Here is a 21,330-nt window from a genome sequence, read left to right on the forward strand (position 1 = left end):
ATACTCACCTTACTCGTTGGCAAGCTCACTATGCTCATATCAGTTGCTTTGATAGCGGTGCTTTTATTTTTATTGATGAAAAAAGTACGTAAAAATATCCTCAGCCTTTTAGCTATTTTGGTTTTGGTGGGTGGATTTATCTTCTCTATAGATTATGCCTTCGAAAACATCCTCCAAGAGCACCAAAAGACAAGGATCGAAGTTCTATTGGGAATGAAAACGGATTATCGGGGAGCTGGGTATAATGTTCATCAATCATTGATCGCTATAGGTTCTGGAGGACCAACTGGAAAAGGATTTCTTCAAGGAACCCAAACCAAATATAATTTTGTTCCTGAGCAAAGCACCGATTTTATCTTTTGTACAGTTGGCGAAGAGTGGGGGTTTTTGGGGACCGCAACGGTAGTGATTCTGTTTTTATTTTTGCTTATTCGGATTATCATTGTCGCAGAACGACAACGTTCCTCCTTTAGCCGGATTTATGGATATGGGGTAGCATCAATACTATTCTTTCACTTCTCCATTAATATCGCCATGACCATTGGCTTGGCGCCAGTGATTGGTATTCCTCTTCCTTTCTTTAGCTATGGGGGATCTTCCCTTTGGTCTTTTACTGTGCTACTATTTATTTTTATTAAAATGGATTCTTATAGATTGGAGTTATTGTAAAAGATAGTGCTTAAAATACTTAGAGTTTAAAGTAAATAAAGTTTAAAGTGTTTTAAGTGAGTAGTTTCCCGACTAATAAGAGCGCCTTTAGGGCATGGAAATAAGGAGTGGCATTTCCCAATTTCTTTGCTGGCCTTTGTGAGAAATTCTTAGTGTCATTCATTTGCGTGGAATACTATCAATTATGTAACATTTACTACTTGAATTTATTTGATCAAAAAATGCCCAAGGAAATATATTCCTCAGGCATTATGGAGATATTTAAAAGAAGTATTATTTCTTCAAATGTCCATCAATATAAAGATACATTTTCTCTAAAAGGTGAGCTCTATCAATACCTCTTACATTATGTTCTGATCTAGGATATACAAAATAGTCGACTTGCTTTTTCTCTTTAATGGCTTTCTGAACAAATGCTAAACTATGCTGCCAAACCACTGTTGGGTCAATGGCTCCATGAATAATTAGTAAATGGTCTTCCAGTTGATTTGCTTTCTCTAACAGATTAGCGTTTTTATAACCTTCAGGGTTTTGTTCTGGAGTATCCATATATCTTTCGCCATACATAATTTCGTAATACTGCCAATCGATTACCGGTCCGCCAGCCACTCCAGCTTTAAATAGGCCAGGGTTTGAGAGCATCAAATTAGTGGTCATAAACCCACCATAACTCCAACCTTGAATTCCCATTCTGTCACCATCAACAAAGTCTTGCTCCAATAAAAAATCAACACCCGCAAGTTGATCCTCCATCTCATATTTTCCTAGTTTCCTGTGGATGGCAGTTTCAAAAGCAAAGCCACGATTTGGTGTTCCCCTATTGTCTAAAGTGAAAACCACATAGCCTTTTTGTGCCATTAGTTGCATAAATATATTGGATCCACCCATCCAGCTATCTGTAACTAGTTGAGCGTGTGGACCACCATATACATAATAGAAAACAGGATATTCTACAGCGGTGTCAAAATTTGCAGGTTTAATCATTCTATAATGAAGCTCAATGCCCTCCTCATTTTCAATAATACCTAAAGTGGTTTCACCTAAGCTATAATCTTTCAGAGGATTCTCATCTCTTAATAACTCGTAAACTTCTTTGCCTTTGGTATTTCTTAAGGTATATACTTTGGCTACATCAGTTGATGAGTAGCTGTCAATAAAGAATTGCATGTTTGGACTAAAAACAGCATTGTGAGTACCGTGCTCTTTGGTAAGTTTTTTAACTTTCTTCGATTTAATGTTTACGCTATAAATATGCTTTTGAATTGGGCTTTCTTTAGTACTAGAGAAGAATACATTCTTTCCCGATTCATCGAAACCCAAAAATTCATTCACCATCCATTCGCCTTGGGTTAAAGCTACTTCTTCCAGTGGTTGTCCGTTGGTTTTATAGATATACATATGCATCCAGCCGTTACGCTCCGAGAACCAAATAAACTCGTCCTTCTTGTCTTTCAAAAAATACATAGGGAATTCTGGTTCTACCCAAGTGGTAGCTTCCTCCTCCAAAATAGTATGAACAAAACTACCATCCTCGGCATTATACTTATTCAACCAAATATGATTCTGGTCTCTATTCAAAACGGTGATATAGATATATTTTTCTTCAGGCCCCCAAGTGATACTAGTCAAATAATGGTCAACAGAATCGCCAGTTTGTACAAATAGTGTTTCTTGAGTATTTAAATTGAAGATGCCCAGCTTTACAACTTCATTTTTCATTCCAGCCATAGGGTACTTGATATTATTAACTTCGGCTTCACGAGCGGTAATATCAACCAAAGGATAATCTTTCACCATAGTTTGGTCGTTTCTATAAAATGCCAATGCATTTCCTTTTGGTGACCAGAATATACCATTAGTTATTCCGAATTCGCTTCTGTGAACACTTTGACCATTAACTATACCATTAACACTATCATTGGTAACGGTAATTTTTTCACTTTGTTTAGCAATGAAAAGGTTGTTTCCTAAAGTATAGGCCAAATCATTATTTACAGAAAATTGTGAGTTTTCAGCACCTTCTTCCCATGTATTAAGCTTTTCTAAAACTTTAGTTTTGGTATTAAATTTCAATAACATGTTTTCGTGATTGAAAGTTATCTCATTTTTCTCAGTCCATGAAAACCCTGGAATTCTACTTAGCTTTAATGAATCTTCTCCAAGCGCTAAGTCTGCAAAATCGGCAAGACTTAATATGGTATCAGCTTTTGCTTGATCACTAATGGAGCGGAGAACTATTTTCCCATTTTCTTTATAGCTAAAATTCTGGCTATTGCTTTGCCAAGATAAGCTAGAAAGCCTTTTGGGTAAAATGTTTCTGTTCTGATATATGGCGTCTTCAAAGGTGAGTACCTTGTCTTGAGCCCATAAAGAGGAGGCCATCAATATTAATATACCTAAAAGTATAAAACTTAATCTTTTCATTTTATTCATTTTATTATTGAGATGCAATTTTACAAAACCTTTTCTTAAGTTTTTATCGAAATATTCGATTTCATCTATTATTTGGAAATGGTGTAAAATGGGTATGTTAACTATACTTACTCATTTTTATTTTTGTAATGAGTTAAAGAAACTTAAACAATTCTATTTTTTATGGAAAGCCATTCGGATATTTAAATTATTTGAATAAATTTGCGCCTCGCAATATGGTATTCCATTTGCTATAAATTTGAAACTAATTATATTACAATGAAAAACATATTTAAATTATTTGTCGTTTTATTAATTGCTGGGTCATCTTTAACAGCTCATGCTCAGACAGCTAAGATTGGTCATGTCAATTTCCAAGAATTATTAGGAATCATGCCTGGTCAAGAAGCAATAAATCAAGAATTGGAAACTTTTGTAGCTGGTTTAGAAACTCAATTACAAGCTATGCAAAGTGAATTAGAAGCTAAGTATGCAGATTATCAAAATAATCAAGCTACAATGTCAGAAATCATCAGACAAACTAAAGAAAAAGAAATTATGGATTTGCAACAGAGAATGGAAGCATTCAATCAGCAAGCTCAGTACGAAATTCAAAATAAGCAAGTGGAATTATCAGAGCCTTTAATCAAAAAAGCTCAAGATGCCATTACAGCTGTTGCTTCGGAAAATGGATTCACTTACATCATTAATGCAAACGACCAAGTTTTACTTTACAAGAATGGTACGGATATTTTACCAATGGTGAAAGCTAAGCTAGGTTTATAGTTTAATGTTTAAAAATATTTAAAGCCATATCAAGCCAATTGATATGGCTTTTTTGTATCTTTGTTTTCTAGAAATAATCTTTTTATGGAAGCTTTTAAAGGTTCAATTATATCAAAATCTCCAGGGGTAAAAACCTCTATTTTCGCAGTGATGTCGCAAATGGCTAATGAACACAACGCCATTAATTTAGCTCAGGGTTTTCCTGACTTTGATGTGGATGCTGAGCTCATTAATCTCATTGCAAAGAATATGAGGAAAGGGCATAATCAATATGCTCCTATGCCTGGTTTACCAGAACTTCGACAGCAGATTGTTGCCAAAATCAAAAATACTTTTGGTGCTGAATATAATGCTGATACAGAAGTTACCGTAACATCAGGTGCTACTCAAGCATTATTTACCGCTATTTCTGCATTTGTTAGAGACGAAGACGAGGTCATTGTTTTTGAGCCAGCTTATGATTCCTATTCCCCTACCATAAAACTCAATAGAGGAATTGTTAAATATGCCAAGCTTCGCCTTCCCGATTATCATATCGATTGGACAGAAGTGAGTCGTATGATTTCTCACCGTACGAGAATGATTATTCTGAATACTCCTCATAACCCTACTGGAGCTGTGCTTTCAAAGAAGGATTTGGATGCTTTGCATAAGCTTACTAAAAATACGGATATCATTATTTTAAGTGATGAAGTATATGAGCACATTATCTTTGACAAGAAGAAGCACCACAGCCTTTCTGCTTATCCAGGATTAGCCGAAAGAAGCATTGTGGTGGCTAGTTTTGGGAAAACATTTCATGCTACAGGTTGGAAAATGGGTTATGCAGTGGCCCCAGAAAATTTGATGAATGAGTTTAGAAAAACGCATCAGTTTATTGTGTTTACTGTGAATACTCCAATACAACATGCTATAGCAGAGCATTTAAAAGATGAAGGTAATTATTTAGGATTAGGTTCTTTTTATCAAAAGAAAAGAGATTATTTCTTGAAACTGATTAAGAATTCAAGGTTTAAGCCTGTTCCCTCATTTGGGACTTATTTTCAGGTATTAGATTATTCAGAAATTAGTGACTTACCAGAGATGGAATTTGCAGAATGGTTGATAAAAGAGCATGGTGTTGCTAGTGTTCCAGTGTCGGCGTTCTATCATAAAAACGATGACCATAAAATGCTTCGATTCTGCTTTGCCAAGAAAGAAGAAACCTTAGAGAAAGCAGCCGAAATACTATGCAAGATTTAACAGTAACTTTCATTCAGTCCAATTTAGTTTGGAATGATTTTCGTGCCAACCTATTAACTTTCAGTGAAAAATTAAATGCTGTGTCAGAAAAAACAGACTTGGTTGTATTACCAGAAATGTTTAATACTGCATTTGTAGTTGAGCCAGAAACTGTAGATAAAGAAGCGGCTCATATTTCTTTAGATTGGATGATAAGGAATGCTCAAAAGTATGATACCGCCATTTGTGGAAGTATGATAGTTAATGAGGAGGGCAATTATTACAATCGTTTCTATTGGGTGGAACCAAATGGAAATATTCAAAAGTACGACAAAAGGCATTTGTTTACATTAGGCAACGAGCATTTGAAAATAACTGCTGGTCAAGAAAACATAATAATCGAGTACAAGGGTTGGAAAATAAAACCTTTAGTATGTTATGATCTTCGTTTTCCTGTATGGGCTAAAAACACTTATGCGAACGGTCAATATGAATACGACCTTCTTATTTATGTAGCCAATTGGCCAGCAGCAAGAAATTATGCATGGAAATCATTATTGGTAGCTAGGGCTATCGAAAATCAGGCTTATGTAGTTGGAGTCAACAGAATAGGACCCGATGCTAATGGAACTAAGCATACCGGATTCTCTAGCATTATTGAGCCGAAAGGTGAATTGATTTCTGAGGAGGTTGAAAATATAGAATCCTCTCAAACTATATCTTTATCAGCTGTCGATATGAATACCTATAGAGAGAAGTTTACAATTGGAATAGACTGGGATGAGTTTTCTGTAAAAAAAAATAAGCCCGATTAAAAGGATTAACCGAGCCTATTGTTTTCTATTAAAATCTTTTGGAATTGGCTCCTAAGAATTATTCTTAAGAACAGCTAGATTTTATTGTAAGATGTTTTATAGCTTTTGAAATTTAATATGTTGGTTCTTACCTTCAGAAATGGTCTCAAGAATATATGAGCCAACTGGTAGATTTGAAATGTCAAGAGTGTTAGTGTAGGTTATATTGTTCATAATATAAACGCTCTGCCCAGTGGCATTCAGAATTCTAATACGCTCTGGTAAACTTTTAAAGTTAACATTCAAAATATCATTGGCTGGGTTTGGATAAGCAATAAAGTCTAATCCTTTTATGTTTTTATTACCAGTAATATCGCTAACATCCATTATAGCTTTTATATACATTTTCCCTCCATTTGATTCCACATCAAAAGTTGTTTCATAAGTACCTGGAGTATTATAGTTTGAAGCGTCAAAGGTAAATTCATGTTGATTTGAACCATATCCCGTAGTGGTTCCTCCGTTATCGTTTGTGCTCAACCAAGATGCAGTATTACTAGTATTAACAATATAAGAAAGGTTTCCGCCTCCTTTGTTGTTGATGTTAAACGGAATAGTTTGAGTATCACCCATCTGTATGTCTACCCAAAATACGCTGGTGTCTGCGCTTATCATGGCAGAGTTTGTATAATCTAACTTCATAACTCCATGATTGTAGGTCCCCATCCAGGCTTCATTTTCACGAAAAAAGAAAGCTTGAATATAATTATTAATAAGGCCAGTAGTCTCATCAAAGTGAACAAATAAATTTTTATCATCTTCATAAATGCCCACACCTTTATAATTATAGAATCCTTGTTCACCGGCAAACCAAATAGACTGATAATCTGCTTGGAAGTTATACATCATAAAACGAATCCAGTCAAAAGGGATTAAAGAGTTACTAGTTTTAAACTCTGCTAATTGATTAATTTCATTATCATAATAATATAGTCCTTGAACAGGGGAGTAACCACCTGACCAAAGGTTATCTTTTTCATCATAGTCAAAATCAAAAGTAGTGATAGCCTCATGTGTAGTAAAAGATATTCCATCAAATTCAAGAAAACCCACATCATCCGAAGCAAGTATCTTTTTCCCTTCACTATTTATGTCAATTTTCCAACAATCGTTATTTAACTCAGGATAATTGATGTAATCAAACACGGTAAAAGTCATTGTTGAAGGAACTAAAGAGTATAACCAAGATTCTACTGTGTTTCCACCCAGAATCCAAAGTACACCTTCTTCATCCATTACCATATCCATAAACATAAATCCAGCACTTAATTCAGGAGTTCCTTCTCCAAAGTAGGCCCAGTTTGTACCATCAAACTTCCATAGTCCTGCCTCACCGCAGGCCCAAATGTTTCCATCAAGATCCTCAATAATCTTATGAATCCAAATCCAGTCCCAAGGGGCATTCATCACACTCCAGGGGTAATTAGTCCAGGTGGTTCCGTCGAATCTTGAGATTCCTTTTCCTTCACCAATCCATATATCTCCATTGATTTCGGTAATACTTGAAACTCTATCTACAGAAATACCTGCATTATCTGTATTATAAGTTGTTACAGTTTGTGAAAATATTCCTATAGTAATAATTGCAAAAAGGATAATTAGTAATTGTTTTCTCATAATAAACATGTTAATTAATCATTTGTTTGTGTCATTATTTTATCAGTGCAAACATTAGAAATTTCTTATTGAAAAGTGATTCCCACCACCTATACTAATACTATACTTGGCGTTTTGTCACCTATACAAAAACCATACAGTAAGATGTAATATATTGATATGCATAAGGATGAGATTTGTGAAAAACTTTACTAGGAAACGAGTATTTGTGGATTCTATTAGACTTAGTTTATTGCAAAACGGAAGGTATTCTGTAGAGAGTTCTATGATGGGATGGTTATAGATACTTCTATTCATGGAGAAAGATTGATTATATTCCTACTATTATTAAAAAAGATCTTCTTATTATTTGGAAGATCATTTTTTCCAGAAAGTAGGAGAGAAGATAATTAATACTGTGAATAATTCCAATCTTCCAAGCAGCATCAAGAAACTTAGTACCCATTTTCCAAAATCGGGGATATGTGCATAATTGTCAACAGGACCTAGTGAGCCTAAGGCAGGACCAATATTACCTAGTGCGGATGCTGATGCTCCAACTGCCGATATAAAATCAAGCCCAATAGCAGTCATGAAAACAACTCCTACTACAAAAGTAGTGATATAGAAAAGGAAAAAAGAGGAGACTAAGAATACAATATTTTGAGAAACAGGTCGATGATTGAGTCTTACAGGTAAAATGGCATGTGGGTGAAGTAATCTTCTGAATTCTAACAAACTATTTTTAATAAGAATGAGAATCCTTACTACTTTCACTCCTCCACCTGTGCTTCCTGCACTTCCTCCTACAAAAAAGAGAATAAAGAGAAGGAACCATAAACCTGATGGCCATAATAGGTAATCGGCTGTTACAAAACCGGTTGTTGTTATTATGGAGACTACTTGGAATAGACTATCCCTGAAGGCTTGTTCCCAACCCATATTCATTTTTAATATCAATCCTCCAGTAATAATCAAGGTAACTACAATAATAATTCCAATATATAATTGATATTCCTCATTAGCTTTTACTTTGGAGAACTTTCGTTTCAACATGAAATAATGTAGAGAGAAATTGGTTCCAGCCAATATCATAAAGAGGATGATGATATATTGGATATATGGCGAAAAGCCTGCTACACTGTCGTTCTGGGTTGAGAATCCTCCAGTGGCCATAGTGGCAAAAGCATGACAAACCGCATCGAAGAAACTCATATGTCCAATCATTAGAAGGATAATTTCTGCTACAGTTAATATGACATAAAGTCCCCAGAGTCTTTTGGCCATTTCTTTTACCTTGGGATGTATTTTATCCGCGGTTGGACCTGGTGATTCGGCTGTAAATAATTGCATCCCACCAATCCCTAGTAATGGTAAGATAGCTAAGGACAATACAATAATCCCCATCCCACCAATCCAATGTGTCATACTCCTCCAAAAAAGTAAGCCATGCGGAATAGACTCTATATCATTTAATATGGATGCTCCTGTTGTGGTGAATCCTGACATGGTTTCGAAAAAAGAATCGGTGAAGGATTCAAAATAGCCGCTTAAATAAAAAGGAAGACTACCAAATAATGAGATGGCCATCCAACTAAAGCTAACTATCAAGTATGCTTCTTTTTTTGAGATGTGCTTAGTAGCTTTTCGTGTGTAAACAACAGAGAATAAGCCAATAAAAATAGTAAACAATCCTGCTATTAATATAGGGAAGAATTCTGATGTTCCTTTCATGATATGGAAATCATAAAGTCCTTCAGGGTGGTAAAACCAAGAAAATGGCAATGCTGAAAAAATGGTTAAGCCTTCCAATATTAGTAAGAATCCAATTACTCGGAAAACCATTTTAAAATTTATAGATTGCCTTCGCATGTCTAGTGTTTAAATAGTTTGTTGATTTTATGAATCGCCTCAGGTAATGCAAAAACTACCGCTTTATCACCCTCTTGCAATTGGAAATCACCAACCGCAATAAAACTTTCATCATCTCTAATGATACCACCAATAATACTGCCTTTTGGCATTGATAATTTTTTTAATGGCTTTTTAGTAACGGCAGATTTAGGCATAGCTACTAATTCAATCACATCAGCATTTATTCCACTCAAACATTTAACGGTTGTTACTTTTGCCTCCATGGTATATAGGTTAATCACACTTGCAGTAGTTAATTTTTTGTTGATGATGGTATCAATACCTATGTTTTGGGCAATATCTATATATTCAATGTTTTCAACTAGGGCTATGGTTTTCTTTACACCAAGACTTTTTGCATGAAGACAAGTGAGGATATTTGTTTCAGTATGATTGGTCACCGCAATAAAGGCGTCCATTTCTCTAATACCTTCATCTTCTAATAGTTCCATATCTCTGGCATCTCCGTTAATGATAAGGGTATTCTCCAAATCGTTGGTTAGAGAATTGGCTCTTTTATTGTCATTTTCAAAGAGCTTGATGTTCATTTTGTCTTGAAGTTTGGAAGCGGTCATCCTACCAATTCTACCTCCTCCAATTAACATAATGTCTTTGATGTCAAAGTTTTGTTTACCACCCAATTCCAATAGTAACTTTACGCCATCAGGTTTCGTAATGACATAGGCCAAATCATTTTCACGAAAAGAATCATTGCCTGTTGGGATTATGGTTTTACCATTTCTATGAATTGCAACAGCTCTAAAATCAAGGTTAGGGTAATCAGTAGCCAATTGAGTTAGTGTTTTATTTACGACCAAAGCGTATTTGTCTAACTTTATTAGAAAAAGCTGCAATTTCCCCCCTGAGAATTCGAAAATTTCGGTAGCTGCAGTTTGATTCAATAGTTGAATAACCTCATTTGATACTACTTGTTCAGGATTGATTAAAATATCTACGCCTTTTTCTTCAAATATGGCGCGGTTTTTTTCGCTCATAAATTCCACATTGGAAATACGAGCTACGGTTCTTTTTACTCCAAGTTTTTTTCCGAGGATGGCTGTTAAAAGATTAATGGCTTCGTCATGCAAAACTGCAATTAGCAAATCAGCGCCTTTGATTCCTGCCTCTTCTAATACATCTACTGAAATAGAGCTTCCCACAACTGGCATAATATCAGTATGATTACCGATCATAGTTAAGATCTCTTCATTGGGATCGATAAATATGATATTATGATGCTCATCTGCTAATAGTTGAGCAAGGTGTAAACCCACTTCTCCGTCTCCTGCAATAATAATATTCATAGCCGCCAAAGTTAATAGAATCTGTAAAACTTTAAAATATTCTTTTCTTAAAAAGTATTTTTTGTAATTAAAAATCAATCAGGTAATTAGAGGCTTTTGTCTTAGCCTTTTCCAATTATAATGGCCATAAAAGAGTAGTGTTTTTGAAAAAATACAGGTGATTATAAACTTTTCTCAATGATTTCGAGAAGAGCATCAGCGGCTTCATCTTCGGGTACATTTTTCTGTATTAAATCATGCTTTTTGTAGATGTTTACTTTCCCGCGACCAGCTCCCACATAACCAAAATCGGCATCAGCCATTTCTCCTAAACCATTTACAATACATCCCATCACTGCAATTTTTAATCCTTTAAAAGCCGTTGTTTTCTTTTTAATGTCTTGAAGCTTCTCTTGAATATTGAATAGAGTTCTGCCACAAGAAGGACAAGCGATGTATTCTGTTTTACTCACCCGCTGCCTGCTGGCTTGTAGAATACCTAAACTGATTTCATTGGTATTGAAATTTGGTGAATCAATCCATAAGCCGTCCAGTTGACCTTTTAGAAAAAACGGTCCAGCTATTACTGCAGACTGTATCATTAATTTGTTTTCCGATTTTTCATGATTTCGAAGCTTCAATATGATAGGAAGGTTAATACGCAACTCATTAATACTATGTATAGCTTTATGTGTATCCGCAATATCACATTCGTCTGTTTTTTCTAATACTAATATTAAATGATTAATAGGGGAGACTAGTTTTGCAAATTCGGTGTTCCATTCTGATGCTTTTAGATTCAGAAAGTAGTTTTGGTCTTTGGAGAAATGATCGTTTTTGAGTTGTTCGAGGGAAAGTTGTTGGATGTGAGTGTTATAATCTTTGGAAACCCAGATGTCATCTTCAAAATAATAATCAGCTTCTAGTATGGTATCCGATTTAAGATCTGAATTTCCGATAACCGCAGGAACCTGTTGAGCTCCAAAGTTCAAGACTTTTACACTCTTTCTTCGGGCATAACTTGTTTGCTCGTCCTGATGTTTCCAAGGATTTTCTTTTGAAGCTTTTGCGATTTCAATGGCTACTGGAATTTCATATTCAGGCTCTTCTGTTAAAGAAACTCTTATGGTTTCTCCAATACCTTGACTCAATAAACACCCAATACCCACAGCAGACTTTATCCTGCCATCCTCAGCATCACCAGCCTCAGTTACACCCAAATGTAATGGGAAAGAAAGATTTTCTTCCTCCATCTTTTGTTTGAATAGTTCATTGGCCTTTACCATAACCAATACATTGCTAGCCTTTAGTGAAATAACCAATTGATTGAAATCTAGCGCCTTAAAAATTCGGATAAATTCCATAGCAGATTCAGCCATACCCTCTGCTGTGTTACCATATTTGTTTATTATTCTTTCGGAAAGAGAACCGTGGTTCACTCCAACTCTGATAGCTGTTTTATGGGTTTTGCAGATTTCAACTAATCCGCTTAATCTTTCCTTTATTTTATCAAGCTCTAAATGGTATTCTTCTTTGGACCAGCTTGTTCTTCCGCTCTTTTTATCAATATAATTTCCGGGGTTTATTCTTACTTTTTCTACTAGTTGTGCAGCTACATCTGCTGCTTTGGGATTAAAATGAATATCAGCTGAAAGAGGAATATTATATCCTCTTTTTTTTAATTCGTTTTTGATTTGGCCTAATGCTTGGGCTTCGCGAGTATCACGAGCCGTTATTCTGACCAAATGAGCTCCAGCATCCGCTATTCTGATGCATTGTTCAACAGTTGCATCAATATCCATGGTAGAAGTTGAGGTCATGGATTGTAAAATTAACGGTTCTAGGAGGCCCATTTTAATAGAGCCAATATTTACTATGTTTTTTTTGGGTTCAGATGAATTCATCTTTTTGAGTATTTAGATTGCAAAGATGCAAACAATATATTTACACTTTGTCATTAAACCGCATGAAAAAGTGTAGAAATGTGCCGAAAGACGTAGCTTGAATTTTCATTTCTGTCGTTTTGTCATGAAAAATGTCGTGAAAAAGAGGGTGTTTGCTTTGGCATAGGAATTGAGAAAGGTTGTTTACTTGAAGACAAAAAAACAAGAAATAAATAAAATAAAAATATATAAAAAGGAGATTTAAAATGGGAAAAATAATTGGAATTGACTTAGGTACTACCAACTCCTGTGTTGCGGTAATGGAAGGAAATGAGCCTGTTGTTATTCAAAACAGCGAAGGACGTAGAACAACACCATCAATTGTTGCTTTTACTGAGAATGGTGAGCGTAAAGTGGGGGATCCTGCAAAGCGACAGGCCATCACAAACCCTGAAAAAACAATTTTCTCTATCAAGAGATTTATGGGAGAAACATTCGACAGAGTTCAATTAGAAACAGGTCGTGTTCCTTACAAAGTTGTTAAAGGTGAAAATAATACACCAAGAGTACAGATTGATGATAGAAAATATACTCCACAAGAAATTTCAGCTATCACACTTCAGAAAATGAAGAAAACTGCTGAGGATTTCTTAGGACAAGAAGTAACAGAAGCTGTTATTACAGTTCCTGCTTATTTCTCTGATAGCCAACGTCAAGCCACGAAAGAAGCTGGTGAGATTGCTGGTTTAACAGTAAAAAGAATTATCAATGAACCAACAGCTGCGGCTTTAGCTTATGGGTTAGACAAAAAAGATGTAGACCAAAAAATAGCTGTATATGATTTAGGTGGTGGTACATTCGATATCTCTATCCTAGAATTAGGTGATGGTGTATTCGAAGTATTATCTACTAATGGTGATACCCACTTAGGTGGTGATGATTTTGACCAAGTTATTATTGACTGGTTGGCTCAAGAATTCAAGAACGACGAAGGTGTTGACTTGAAGAAAGACCCAATGGCATTACAGCGTTTAAAAGAAGCTGCTGAAAAAGCTAAAATTGAATTGTCTTCTTCTTTAGAAACAGAAATCAACTTGCCTTATATTATGCCTGTTGATGGTGTGCCAAAGCACTTAGTGAAGAAATTATCTTTAGCTAAATTTGACCAATTAACTCACGATTTAGTTCAAAGAACTATAGAGCCTTGTAAATTAGCACTAAAAGATGCTGGAATGTCAGCTTCAGATGTTGATGAAATTATTTTAGTGGGAGGTTCAACTCGTATTCCTGCTATTCAAAAAGTAGTAAAAGAATTCTTTGGAAAAGAGCCTTCAAAAGGTGTTAATCCAGATGAGGTTGTTGCAATTGGTGCTGCTATTCAAGGTGGTGTTCTTTCAGGAGATGTTAAGGATGTATTATTATTAGATGTGACTCCACTTTCAATGGGTATTGAAACTTTAGGTGGTGTTTTAACTAAGATGATTGAAGCCAACACAACTATTCCAGTGAAGAAAAGTGAGACTTTCTCTACTGCTGCTGATAACCAGCCTTCAGTTGAGATTCATATCCTTCAAGGAGAGCGTCCAATGGCTGCTCAAAATAAGAGCTTAGGTCGTTTCCACCTAGATGGTGTGCCTCCAGCTCCACGTGGTGTTCCACAAATTGAAGTTACTTTCGATATCGATGCCAATGGTATTCTTAACGTAAGTGCTAAAGACAAAGGAACAGGTAAAGAGCAGAACATTAGAATTGAAGCTTCTTCAGGACTATCTGATGAAGAAATCCAAAAGATGAAGCAAGAAGCTGAAGCCAATGCAGATGCTGATAAGAAAATAAAAGAAGAAGCTGATAAGCTAAACCAAGCGGATAATTTAGTATTCCAAACTGAAAAGCAGTTGAAAGAATATGGTGATAAATTACCTGAAGACAAAAAAGCAGCTATTGAAAAAGCAGCCGCTGATTTGAAAGAAGCGCATCAGAAAAAAGACTTCGCTGGAATTGATACTCACATGGAAGCTTTGAATGCAATGTGGCAAGAAGCTAGTCAAGAGATGTATAAAGGACAAGAAGGTCAGCCAGGTGCAGATCCAAATGCAGCACAAGGACAACCTAACCCAGGTGCCCAAGCTGATGGTGGCGACGAAGTAACCGACGTTGATTTCGAAGAAGTGAAGGAAGATAAATAATATCGAATAGATATAAATTCACCCTCCAGACCAATGGTTTGGAGGGTTTTTTTGTATCTTTAAAAATCCTTATTTTTACATCTTAATGAAAGAAATACAAATCATAAAAACTAAAATAGAAATTCATACGGAGCGAATCGTTTTGCTCTCCGGAAATGGGCAAAACGTAGGCAAAACTACATTTGCTTGTCAGCTCATCAAACATCTGAAAAATCTCAATCAGAAGGTTTATGCACTAAAGATTACTCCGCATTTTCATACGGAGACTCCTCCTTATTGTATTTTTAAAGATGATAGGTTTATTCTGTCATTGGAAAAGGAAATAAATACAGGTAAAGACAGCAGCCGATTTTTGGAAGCCGGCGCTGATGAGTCTTTTGTTCTTCAAGTGAAGGATGCTTTTTTAGCTGAAGCTATTAATTTTACTTTTTCTATGATTTCTGAGGATGTTAAGGTTGTGATTGAATCTGGAGCTTTTCGAAGATTATATATGCCTGCTCTGTTTTTATTTTTAATGAATGATAGAAAAGATACCATTAAAGAATCTGCCATTGGCCTAGCTTCATTGGCCAATAAGATCATTCTTTTTGATGGAATTGGGTTTAGTGAGAATGTTGAAAAAATTCAGCTTAAAAATGAGCAGCTTTACTGGAAAGATTAATTTTGCATTTAGCTTATAATGATGTGTTGGGATATTATATCGTAATAAATATCCACAAAGACACGAAAGTAGATATTATATTGTTGTTATCTTAGCTTTGTGTCTTAGTGCTTTCGAGGCTAGACAATTCTACCCTAAGATTCAGAGCATAAAGAATGAGTATATATGAAGACAAACCAAATAAAAGGCATTAGAGCCCAGATTTTCCACTTTATTTCTAAAGACCAATATGAGTTTTTTGAGGATGGTTTATTGATTATGGATCATGGATTAGTAAAAGCTCTTGGGTCTTATAAAGATTTAAAATCGCAATGGAGTTCACAAGTAGTCATAGAGCATTATAGAGATAGGATTTTGATGCCTGGTTTTATTGATGCACATATTCATGGAGTACAAACGGCTGTAATGGCATCCTATGGAGCCGATTTATTACAATGGCTCAAAGAATATACCTTTCCATTAGAAAACCAATTTTCTGATGCCGACTTTGCTAAAAAAGCTACTCATTTTTTCTTTAGGCAAATGCTGAAAAACGGAACCACAACAGCTGCTATCTATTCTTCAGTTCATCAGGAATCTATTGTAGCTATAATGGAAGAAGCGCTTCGGTTGAATATGAGGATTCAAGCAGGGAAAACCAATATGGATAGGAATGCTCCAGCAAATCTTTGTGAAGCTACAAATGAGACTTTCAAAATTGGAGAGGAACTCATTCAAAAATATGAAGGCAAAGGCCGATTGAACTATTTATTGACTCCTCGTTTTGCTATTACTAGTACTCCAGAGCAACTCCAACAACTTCAATTACTCAAAGAAAAATATCCTCATATAGGAGTACAAACTCATATTTCAGAAAATCATGAAGAAATAGAATCCACTAAAAACTTGTTTCCAGATAGAAAAGACTATTTAGATGTTTATGAACATTATGATTTAGTGGAGAAAAATACCCTTTTAGGTCATGCCATCCATTTCTCCGTAGACGAGTGGAAAAGAGTGAAAGAATCTAATGCTAGCTTAGTTCACTGTCCAACTTCTAATCTATTTTTAGGATCTGGATTATTCAACTTGCAAAAAGCTTGGGAAGAGGATATTCCCTTAGCTTTAGCCAGTGATGTGGGAGGAGGAATGAGTTTTTCCATGCTCAAAACTGCAGCAGCAGCCTATCAAGTGGCCGCTCTCAGAGGATATAAGGCCACCGCTTTGCAACTCTTCTATTTGCTAACCTTAGGAGGAGCGAGAGCAATGGGCTTAGATGATAAGATTGGCAATTTCGAAATTGGTAAAGAAGCCGACTTTATTCTTCTAGACTCCTCAAATATTGAGCTTGTAGACGAGCGTTTGAAAACCGCCAAAACCTTAGAAGAGAAACTTTTTGCTATTTTGATTCTTGGTGATGATAGGTTGATGGATAGTGTTTGGTTGATGGGGGAGAGTGTTGAGTTTTAAGGTACTCTTTCAGGGCTACTTATTAGATGTACCTGATGCGATGCAACAGGTTAACTTAAAATGCCCTTACAGGGCTTTGGTATCGTATTCCAGATTCTTTTGAGCCCTGAAAGGGCGACTTATCTTAAGCCAAGGTAAGGCCTTGGCTTAAAAAGATACCTGCTGAATAAGAGCCCTGTAAGGGCGGCTTAATCTTCCCATAGAAATTGTTCGTCATAACCTATTTCATACTCGTCAAGTAGCTCAAGATACTCTGTTTTAAAATCAACCTTTTTATGATGTTCTTTTTGGTTTAAGATATAGTTTTTGGTGTTATTAATTGCTGATGGACTTACGGAAAAAGCACCATGCCCACCTTGCCATTTGAAGTTTTTATAGTGTTCATGTTTGGTTTTTATCCATCTACTGCTGTGTATCTTTACTTCTTCAAATAGTTTTGCTAATGCCATGTTTTTCGATAAGATGCAAAGGATATGCACATGGTCTGGAACCCCATTTATGATGATTGGGATTGATATGTTGTCTTTTATTATCGAACCCATATACGCATATAGCTCTTCATCTTCTTCAGGTGTGATTTTTATGAAGTTGTTTTTTACATGGAATACCATATGAACAAAAATACAAGAGAGTGATTGCGACATTTTATTGTGTTTTTAGCGAGGTGATAAAGTTAAGAAGATTTTTTTAAGTCGATATTTCATGGGTTTGTGTTATGTTTTTACCTTAAACGATGTTATGTTCTTTTCAAAAGGGGCTTGCCAGATATAACTGATGCTATGTAGCATGTTGATTGGATTAAAGCACTCGGAATTTTTATCAATTAAATTCATCAAAAAATAACACCACAAATCCTCCATAATCGTATCTTTGCAGAGCCCTATTTTTGGGTGAACATTAGAGGATATTGATAACATACTCTAATACATTTAGATTAAATTATGGATTCACAAGTACACAATAAATCAGCACTCCATGTGCAAGCTGGTATTGAGAAACCAGCAACAGTAAATCCTCGTTTTGCCAGAGGAAAAAGAAAGAAACTTACTGAGCAGCCTGCCTCTTGGTTTTTAGAAGGAATCAGGAAAGGTGATAGAAGTATTTTAAGCCGTGCTATTACCTTGATAGAAAGTAATTTGCCAGCGCATCGTAAATTGGCTCAGGAGATTATAGAATTATGTTTGCCTTACTCTGGGAAGTCTTTCCGAATAGGAATTACCGGAGTTCCAGGCGTTGGAAAGTCTACATTTATTGAGGCTTTCGGTATGCATGTTACACAGGATCTGGATAAAAAGTTAGCCGTTTTGGCCATCGACCCCAGTAGTCAAAGAACTAAAGGTTCTATTTTGGGTGATAAAACCAGAATGGAAAAGCTCACCAATGATATTAATGCTTTTATTAGGCCATCCCCATCAGCAGGTTCGCTTGGAGGAGTCGCTCAAAAAACACGCGAGAGTATTATTTTATGTGAAGCCGCTGGATATGAAATTATTTTGGTGGAAACAGTGGGAGTGGGTCAAAGTGAGACAGCCGTTCATGGTATGGTCGACTTTTTTCTATTGCTGATGTTGTCAGGCGCTGGCGATGAGTTACAAGGGATTAAAAGAGGAATCATGGAAATGGCCGATGCCATCCTCATCAATAAGGCAGATGGTGATAATAAAAATAGAGCCGAACTCGCTCGTCGTCAATACGCCAATGCCCTTCATCTTTTCCCACCTACAGAATCGGGTTGGATACCTAAAACTCAGACTTGTTCCGCATATACCGGCGATGGTATTAGCGATGTTTGGACCATCATGGATAGCTATATTAATGAGACCAGAATAAATGGATATTTTGATCATAAGCGTAAAGAGCAAAAAAATTATATCTTGCAGGCTAGTATTGAGAATAACTTAAAACAAAATTTCTATAATAATGAAGAAGTGAAAAAGCTCTTTAAATCTATAGAAGAACGTATTTTAAGTGATGAAATTTCTGCCTATAAAGGAGCAGATAAATTATTGGAAACCTATTTTAAAAACATAGATTTTGGCTAAAGATAAGATTGAACTAAAAAAGGAAGAGAAGAAAATAAAAGCTCAAGAGAAGGCTGAAAAGCAAAAAAGAAGCGAAGCCTTTGAGCGATTAAAACCACTATTGTATTCCTTTGCTTTGTGGGGTGCTTTAATGGGAATAGTCTATATTCCTTTTGTTTACGATTTTATAATGAGTTTTTTAGTTGATTTTGTGGTTGATTCTACTGTAGCTTTAGGCAGCGTTTTGTTTATTCCCATTGAAACTTCCGGTAGTCCTTTAATAACAGTGGCAGGTTATACCATGAAAGTGATTTTTGAATGTACGGCCTATAATTTTTATCTCTTTGCCATAGCGTTAGTGGTTTTCGGAAAATGGTCACTTAAAGATAAGTTTCTGAATCTTATCATCTTTGTGGTCAGTATTTTCTTTTTAAATGCAGCCCGATTCATCATCATGGGCTATGTTGGAAAAGCTTGGCCTCATTTGTTTCACCAAATACATGATTATGTTTGGACCATCGTTTTTGGATTGGTGGTCTTCATTCTTTATATTTGGCGTAACGATAGAAGTATAGAATCATGATCAAGAAGATATCCATATTAATAAGTAGTACCATAGGACTGTATGCGCTTTGGTTATTAGGGTTGGAGAAGATTTATGCTCAAATATTAAAGTTTGGTGCTTCTTTCATCTTATCCCCTTTTTCTAATGTGACTCCTGTCTTAAAGCTCGATCAGGCCCATCCTGACTTTTGCGTGGCTGTGGGGCAAGATGGATATTGTATGGAGTTAGAGTTGTTTGGTTTATCCATCATTGTGATGTTGAGTTGGTATATCATGTTGGTGGCTTTGAATACTTCCAAGAAAATGCTTGTTACAGCCCTTAAACATATTGGAATCTTCTATTTGCTTCAAATTTTAACCATGGCCACATTGGCTTTATACGATTTTGGAACTTTCTTTCAACAAGTCAATAGTGCCATGCGTCAGAGTTTTATCATTATCGCTTTGATATTTATTATTTGGGATAATTACTTGTATGGGGTATTTAGGTTTGGAAAAGAGTAGGGTAACAAAGTCACCTTACTAGGCATCCCAAATGTTCTTGTAAATCCGGCACTTGATTTTTTATTGATAAATGCTTATATTTGATGTGCTTAAAAATTAACACCTCTCAAAATGAAAACGTTTCACACAATAATCAAGCAGATCTTGCTTCTGCAGATTTTGCTATGGGCCCCAGTTTTATCTGCCCAGCTTCCCTCAGTCAATATTTATTCCTTAGAAGGCCGCATGGTTAATGCGAGTAGTCTCAATAATGATAGCATGCCCATGGTTGTGGTATTCTTTAAAACCTATGAACAAAAATGTTGTCAACAGCTGGTTTCTATTTGTGAAAAGAAAGAGCAAGCCTTTTCTGATAAAGGCATCAAAGTGATTGGAATCTGTCTAGATTGCAATGGTGATATGGCTCGAATAAAGCCTTTTGTTTATGGTCATGATCTGCAAATAGATGTGTATGTAGATAAAAATGGTGATTTAAGGCGTGATATGGGAATTAATGCATTTCCCTACACCATTATTTACGATCACAATAAGGAACTGATATGTAAATATGCTGGTTACTGTGCCAATAGTGATGATTTGATTGGTGATAAACTCACGGAATGCCTAAAAAAAATCCATTCAAATAAATGATTCCCAGATTATAGCTGAATTATTTGATTGATTATTGGTAAAAGTCAATTGGATTCAATAGTATTAGTCGAGTAATATGGGATTTCTATTGGATTTTAACCAAAAGGCACTACTGTGGGCTTTTTAATTTATGTGTATTTTGTAAATTGCCCACTCAAATCCAAAATCCTTTTTATGAAAAAAACAATCAAGACTTTGCTAATATTATCCATTACTACCTTATTTACTGCATGTCAGCCTAATGTGGAGATCAATACGAATACATTGGACAAAGTAGATTTGACTTTTGATTCTATTAAAGCCATAGAATATGGGGCCGATGATTATGGAATGAAAAAATATGTGATGGCATTTTTAAAAAGAGGAACAAACCAAAGTCTTTCTAAAGATAGTTCCAATGCTTTACAGATGGCGCATATGCAAAATATAGATTTAATGGCGGAACAAGGAAGATTAGTTTTAGCTGGACCGTTTTTTGGTGATCAAGATTTAAGAGGAATCTATATTTTTAATGTGGAAAGTATAGAGGAAGCCAAAGAACTCACCAATACCGACCCTGCCATTGAGGCTGGAGTATTACAAATGGAATTGATGGAATGGTATGGTTCTGCTGCATTAATGGGTGTTAATGATGTGCACAATTCCTTGACAAAGAAATCTTTTACTGACTAGTTTCAAATAGTCAATGGGTTAAACT

Annotated in this window: 18 protein-coding genes; 12 read left to right on the forward strand and 6 right to left on the reverse strand. The window is 35.6% G+C overall.

Translation table 11 applies throughout. From position 1 onward, the window contains the following. Nucleotides 1-669: rod shape-determining protein RodA (rodA, locus tag HNS38_RS01195; RefSeq protein WP_172345849.1), on the forward strand; the 669-nt coding region annotated here is incomplete at its 5' end. A 273-nt stretch (nt 670-942) separates the two neighbouring features. Here rodA and HNS38_RS01200 read toward each other — a convergent pair. Next, on the reverse strand, nt 943-3,093 hold the full coding sequence (locus HNS38_RS01200; protein ID WP_172345850.1) for a DPP IV N-terminal domain-containing protein: 2,151 nt from the start codon (nt 3,091-3,093) through the stop codon (nt 943-945). A gap of 267 nt (nt 3,094-3,360) precedes the next feature. Between HNS38_RS01200 and HNS38_RS01205 the strand changes: the two genes are divergently transcribed. From HNS38_RS01205 to HNS38_RS01215, 3 genes are all read left to right on the forward strand, one after another. Beyond that, on the forward strand, nt 3,361-3,867 hold the full coding sequence (locus tag HNS38_RS01205; protein WP_172345851.1) for an OmpH family outer membrane protein: 507 nt from the start codon (nt 3,361-3,363) through the stop codon (nt 3,865-3,867). Nucleotides 3,868-3,951: 84 nt separating this feature from the next. Continuing rightward, nucleotides 3,952-5,109, forward strand: a complete 1,158-nt coding sequence (locus tag HNS38_RS01210) for a methionine aminotransferase (protein ID WP_172345852.1) — start codon at nt 3,952-3,954, stop codon at nt 5,107-5,109. Continuing rightward, complete coding sequence (locus HNS38_RS01215; RefSeq protein WP_172277251.1) at nt 5,097-5,903, forward strand: amidohydrolase; 807 nt, start codon at nt 5,097-5,099, stop codon at nt 5,901-5,903. The genes HNS38_RS01210 and HNS38_RS01215 overlap by 13 nt, the downstream gene beginning before the upstream one ends. Before the next feature lie 96 nt (nt 5,904-5,999). Here the strand turns inward: HNS38_RS01215 and HNS38_RS01220 are convergent, their stop codons facing one another. From HNS38_RS01220 to ispG, 4 genes are all read right to left on the reverse strand, one after another. Then, nucleotides 6,000-7,559, reverse strand: coding sequence for a T9SS type A sorting domain-containing protein (locus tag HNS38_RS01220; protein WP_172277248.1), 1,560 nt, complete (start codon nt 7,557-7,559; stop codon nt 6,000-6,002). A 357-nt stretch (nt 7,560-7,916) separates the two neighbouring features. Further along, nucleotides 7,917-9,410 carry a TrkH family potassium uptake protein gene (locus tag HNS38_RS01225; protein ID WP_172277245.1) on the reverse strand — a complete coding sequence of 498 codons (1,494 nt, stop codon included), beginning with the start codon at nt 9,408-9,410 and terminating at the stop codon, nt 7,917-7,919. A 2-nt stretch (nt 9,411-9,412) separates the two neighbouring features. Continuing rightward, complete coding sequence (gene trkA / locus HNS38_RS01230; protein WP_172277242.1) at nt 9,413-10,756, reverse strand: Trk system potassium transporter TrkA; 1,344 nt, start codon at nt 10,754-10,756, stop codon at nt 9,413-9,415. Between the two features lie 161 nt (nt 10,757-10,917). Continuing rightward, complete coding sequence (ispG, locus tag HNS38_RS01235; protein WP_172277239.1) at nt 10,918-12,639, reverse strand: (E)-4-hydroxy-3-methylbut-2-enyl-diphosphate synthase; 1,722 nt, start codon at nt 12,637-12,639, stop codon at nt 10,918-10,920. A gap of 245 nt (nt 12,640-12,884) precedes the next feature. Here ispG and dnaK point away from each other — a divergent pair, with 245 nt between their 5' ends. From dnaK to guaD, 3 genes are all read left to right on the forward strand, one after another. Beyond that, nucleotides 12,885-14,804 (forward strand): molecular chaperone DnaK, encoded by a 1,920-nt coding sequence (dnaK, locus tag HNS38_RS01240; protein WP_172345853.1) that lies wholly within the window; start codon nt 12,885-12,887, stop codon nt 14,802-14,804. Nucleotides 14,805-14,889: 85 nt separating this feature from the next. Continuing rightward, nucleotides 14,890-15,465, forward strand: a complete 576-nt coding sequence (locus HNS38_RS01245) for a hypothetical protein (RefSeq protein ID WP_172277233.1) — start codon at nt 14,890-14,892, stop codon at nt 15,463-15,465. Nucleotides 15,466-15,630: 165 nt separating this feature from the next. Continuing rightward, nucleotides 15,631-16,914: a guanine deaminase gene (gene guaD, locus HNS38_RS01250; RefSeq protein ID WP_172277230.1), complete on the forward strand. Its 1,284-nt coding sequence runs from the start codon at nt 15,631-15,633 to the stop codon at nt 16,912-16,914. Nucleotides 16,915-17,102: 188 nt separating this feature from the next. Here guaD and HNS38_RS01255 read toward each other — a convergent pair whose 3' ends face one another. Continuing rightward, nucleotides 17,103-17,558 carry a transposase gene (locus HNS38_RS01255; RefSeq protein ID WP_172278039.1) on the reverse strand — a complete coding sequence of 152 codons (456 nt, stop codon included), beginning with the start codon at nt 17,556-17,558 and terminating at the stop codon, nt 17,103-17,105. A 297-nt stretch (nt 17,559-17,855) separates the two neighbouring features. Between HNS38_RS01255 and meaB the strand changes: the two genes are divergently transcribed. From meaB to HNS38_RS01280, 5 genes are all read left to right on the forward strand, one after another. Continuing rightward, on the forward strand, nt 17,856-18,956 hold the full coding sequence (gene meaB / locus HNS38_RS01260; RefSeq protein ID WP_172345854.1) for a methylmalonyl Co-A mutase-associated GTPase MeaB: 1,101 nt from the start codon (nt 17,856-17,858) through the stop codon (nt 18,954-18,956). Further along, complete coding sequence (locus HNS38_RS01265; protein ID WP_172278035.1) at nt 18,949-19,518, forward strand: exosortase/archaeosortase family protein; 570 nt, start codon at nt 18,949-18,951, stop codon at nt 19,516-19,518. The genes meaB and HNS38_RS01265 overlap by 8 nt, the downstream gene beginning before the upstream one ends. Further along, nucleotides 19,515-20,003: a hypothetical protein gene (locus tag HNS38_RS01270; protein ID WP_172345855.1), complete on the forward strand. Its 489-nt coding sequence runs from the start codon at nt 19,515-19,517 to the stop codon at nt 20,001-20,003. Before HNS38_RS01265 ends, HNS38_RS01270 begins: the two co-directional genes overlap by 4 nt. Nucleotides 20,004-20,114: 111 nt before the next feature. Further along, nucleotides 20,115-20,633 carry a redoxin domain-containing protein gene (locus tag HNS38_RS01275; protein ID WP_172345856.1) on the forward strand — a complete coding sequence of 173 codons (519 nt, stop codon included), beginning with the start codon at nt 20,115-20,117 and terminating at the stop codon, nt 20,631-20,633. 174 nt (nt 20,634-20,807) lie between these two features. Beyond that, nucleotides 20,808-21,305 carry a YciI family protein gene (locus tag HNS38_RS01280; RefSeq protein ID WP_172345857.1) on the forward strand — a complete coding sequence of 166 codons (498 nt, stop codon included), beginning with the start codon at nt 20,808-20,810 and terminating at the stop codon, nt 21,303-21,305. Nucleotides 21,306-21,330: the final 25 nt, after the last annotated feature.

It is taken from the genome of Lentimicrobium sp. L6, assembly GCF_013166655.1.
Lineage (GTDB): Bacteria > Bacteroidota > Bacteroidia > Bacteroidales > UBA12170 > UBA12170.

What these genes read in the sequence shown, in the direction of transcription:
- meaB (WP_172345854.1), top strand. Translation starts at nt 17,856, where the DNA reads ATGGATTCACAAGTACACAATAAATCAGCACTCCATGTGCAAGCTGGT.
- ispG (WP_172277239.1), bottom strand. Translation starts at nt 12,639, where the DNA reads ATGAATTCATCTGAACCCAAAAAAAACATAGTAAATATTGGCTCTATT.
- dnaK (WP_172345853.1), top strand. Translation starts at nt 12,885, where the DNA reads ATGGGAAAAATAATTGGAATTGACTTAGGTACTACCAACTCCTGTGTT.
- HNS38_RS01245 (WP_172277233.1), top strand. Translation starts at nt 14,890, where the DNA reads ATGAAAGAAATACAAATCATAAAAACTAAAATAGAAATTCATACGGAG.
- HNS38_RS01220 (WP_172277248.1), bottom strand. Translation starts at nt 7,559, where the DNA reads ATGAGAAAACAATTACTAATTATCCTTTTTGCAATTATTACTATAGGA.
- trkA (WP_172277242.1), bottom strand. Translation starts at nt 10,756, where the DNA reads ATGAATATTATTATTGCAGGAGACGGAGAAGTGGGTTTACACCTTGCT.
- HNS38_RS01270 (WP_172345855.1), top strand. Translation starts at nt 19,515, where the DNA reads ATGATCAAGAAGATATCCATATTAATAAGTAGTACCATAGGACTGTAT.
- HNS38_RS01255 (WP_172278039.1), bottom strand. Translation starts at nt 17,558, where the DNA reads ATGTCGCAATCACTCTCTTGTATTTTTGTTCATATGGTATTCCATGTA.
- HNS38_RS01210 (WP_172345852.1), top strand. Translation starts at nt 3,952, where the DNA reads ATGGAAGCTTTTAAAGGTTCAATTATATCAAAATCTCCAGGGGTAAAA.
- HNS38_RS01205 (WP_172345851.1), top strand. Translation starts at nt 3,361, where the DNA reads ATGAAAAACATATTTAAATTATTTGTCGTTTTATTAATTGCTGGGTCA.
- guaD (WP_172277230.1), top strand. Translation starts at nt 15,631, where the DNA reads ATGAAGACAAACCAAATAAAAGGCATTAGAGCCCAGATTTTCCACTTT.
- HNS38_RS01275 (WP_172345856.1), top strand. Translation starts at nt 20,115, where the DNA reads ATGAAAACGTTTCACACAATAATCAAGCAGATCTTGCTTCTGCAGATT.
- HNS38_RS01215 (WP_172277251.1), top strand. Translation starts at nt 5,097, where the DNA reads ATGCAAGATTTAACAGTAACTTTCATTCAGTCCAATTTAGTTTGGAAT.
- HNS38_RS01225 (WP_172277245.1), bottom strand. Translation starts at nt 9,410, where the DNA reads ATGCGAAGGCAATCTATAAATTTTAAAATGGTTTTCCGAGTAATTGGA.
- HNS38_RS01200 (WP_172345850.1), bottom strand. Translation starts at nt 3,093, where the DNA reads ATGAAAAGATTAAGTTTTATACTTTTAGGTATATTAATATTGATGGCC.
- HNS38_RS01280 (WP_172345857.1), top strand. Translation starts at nt 20,808, where the DNA reads ATGAAAAAAACAATCAAGACTTTGCTAATATTATCCATTACTACCTTA.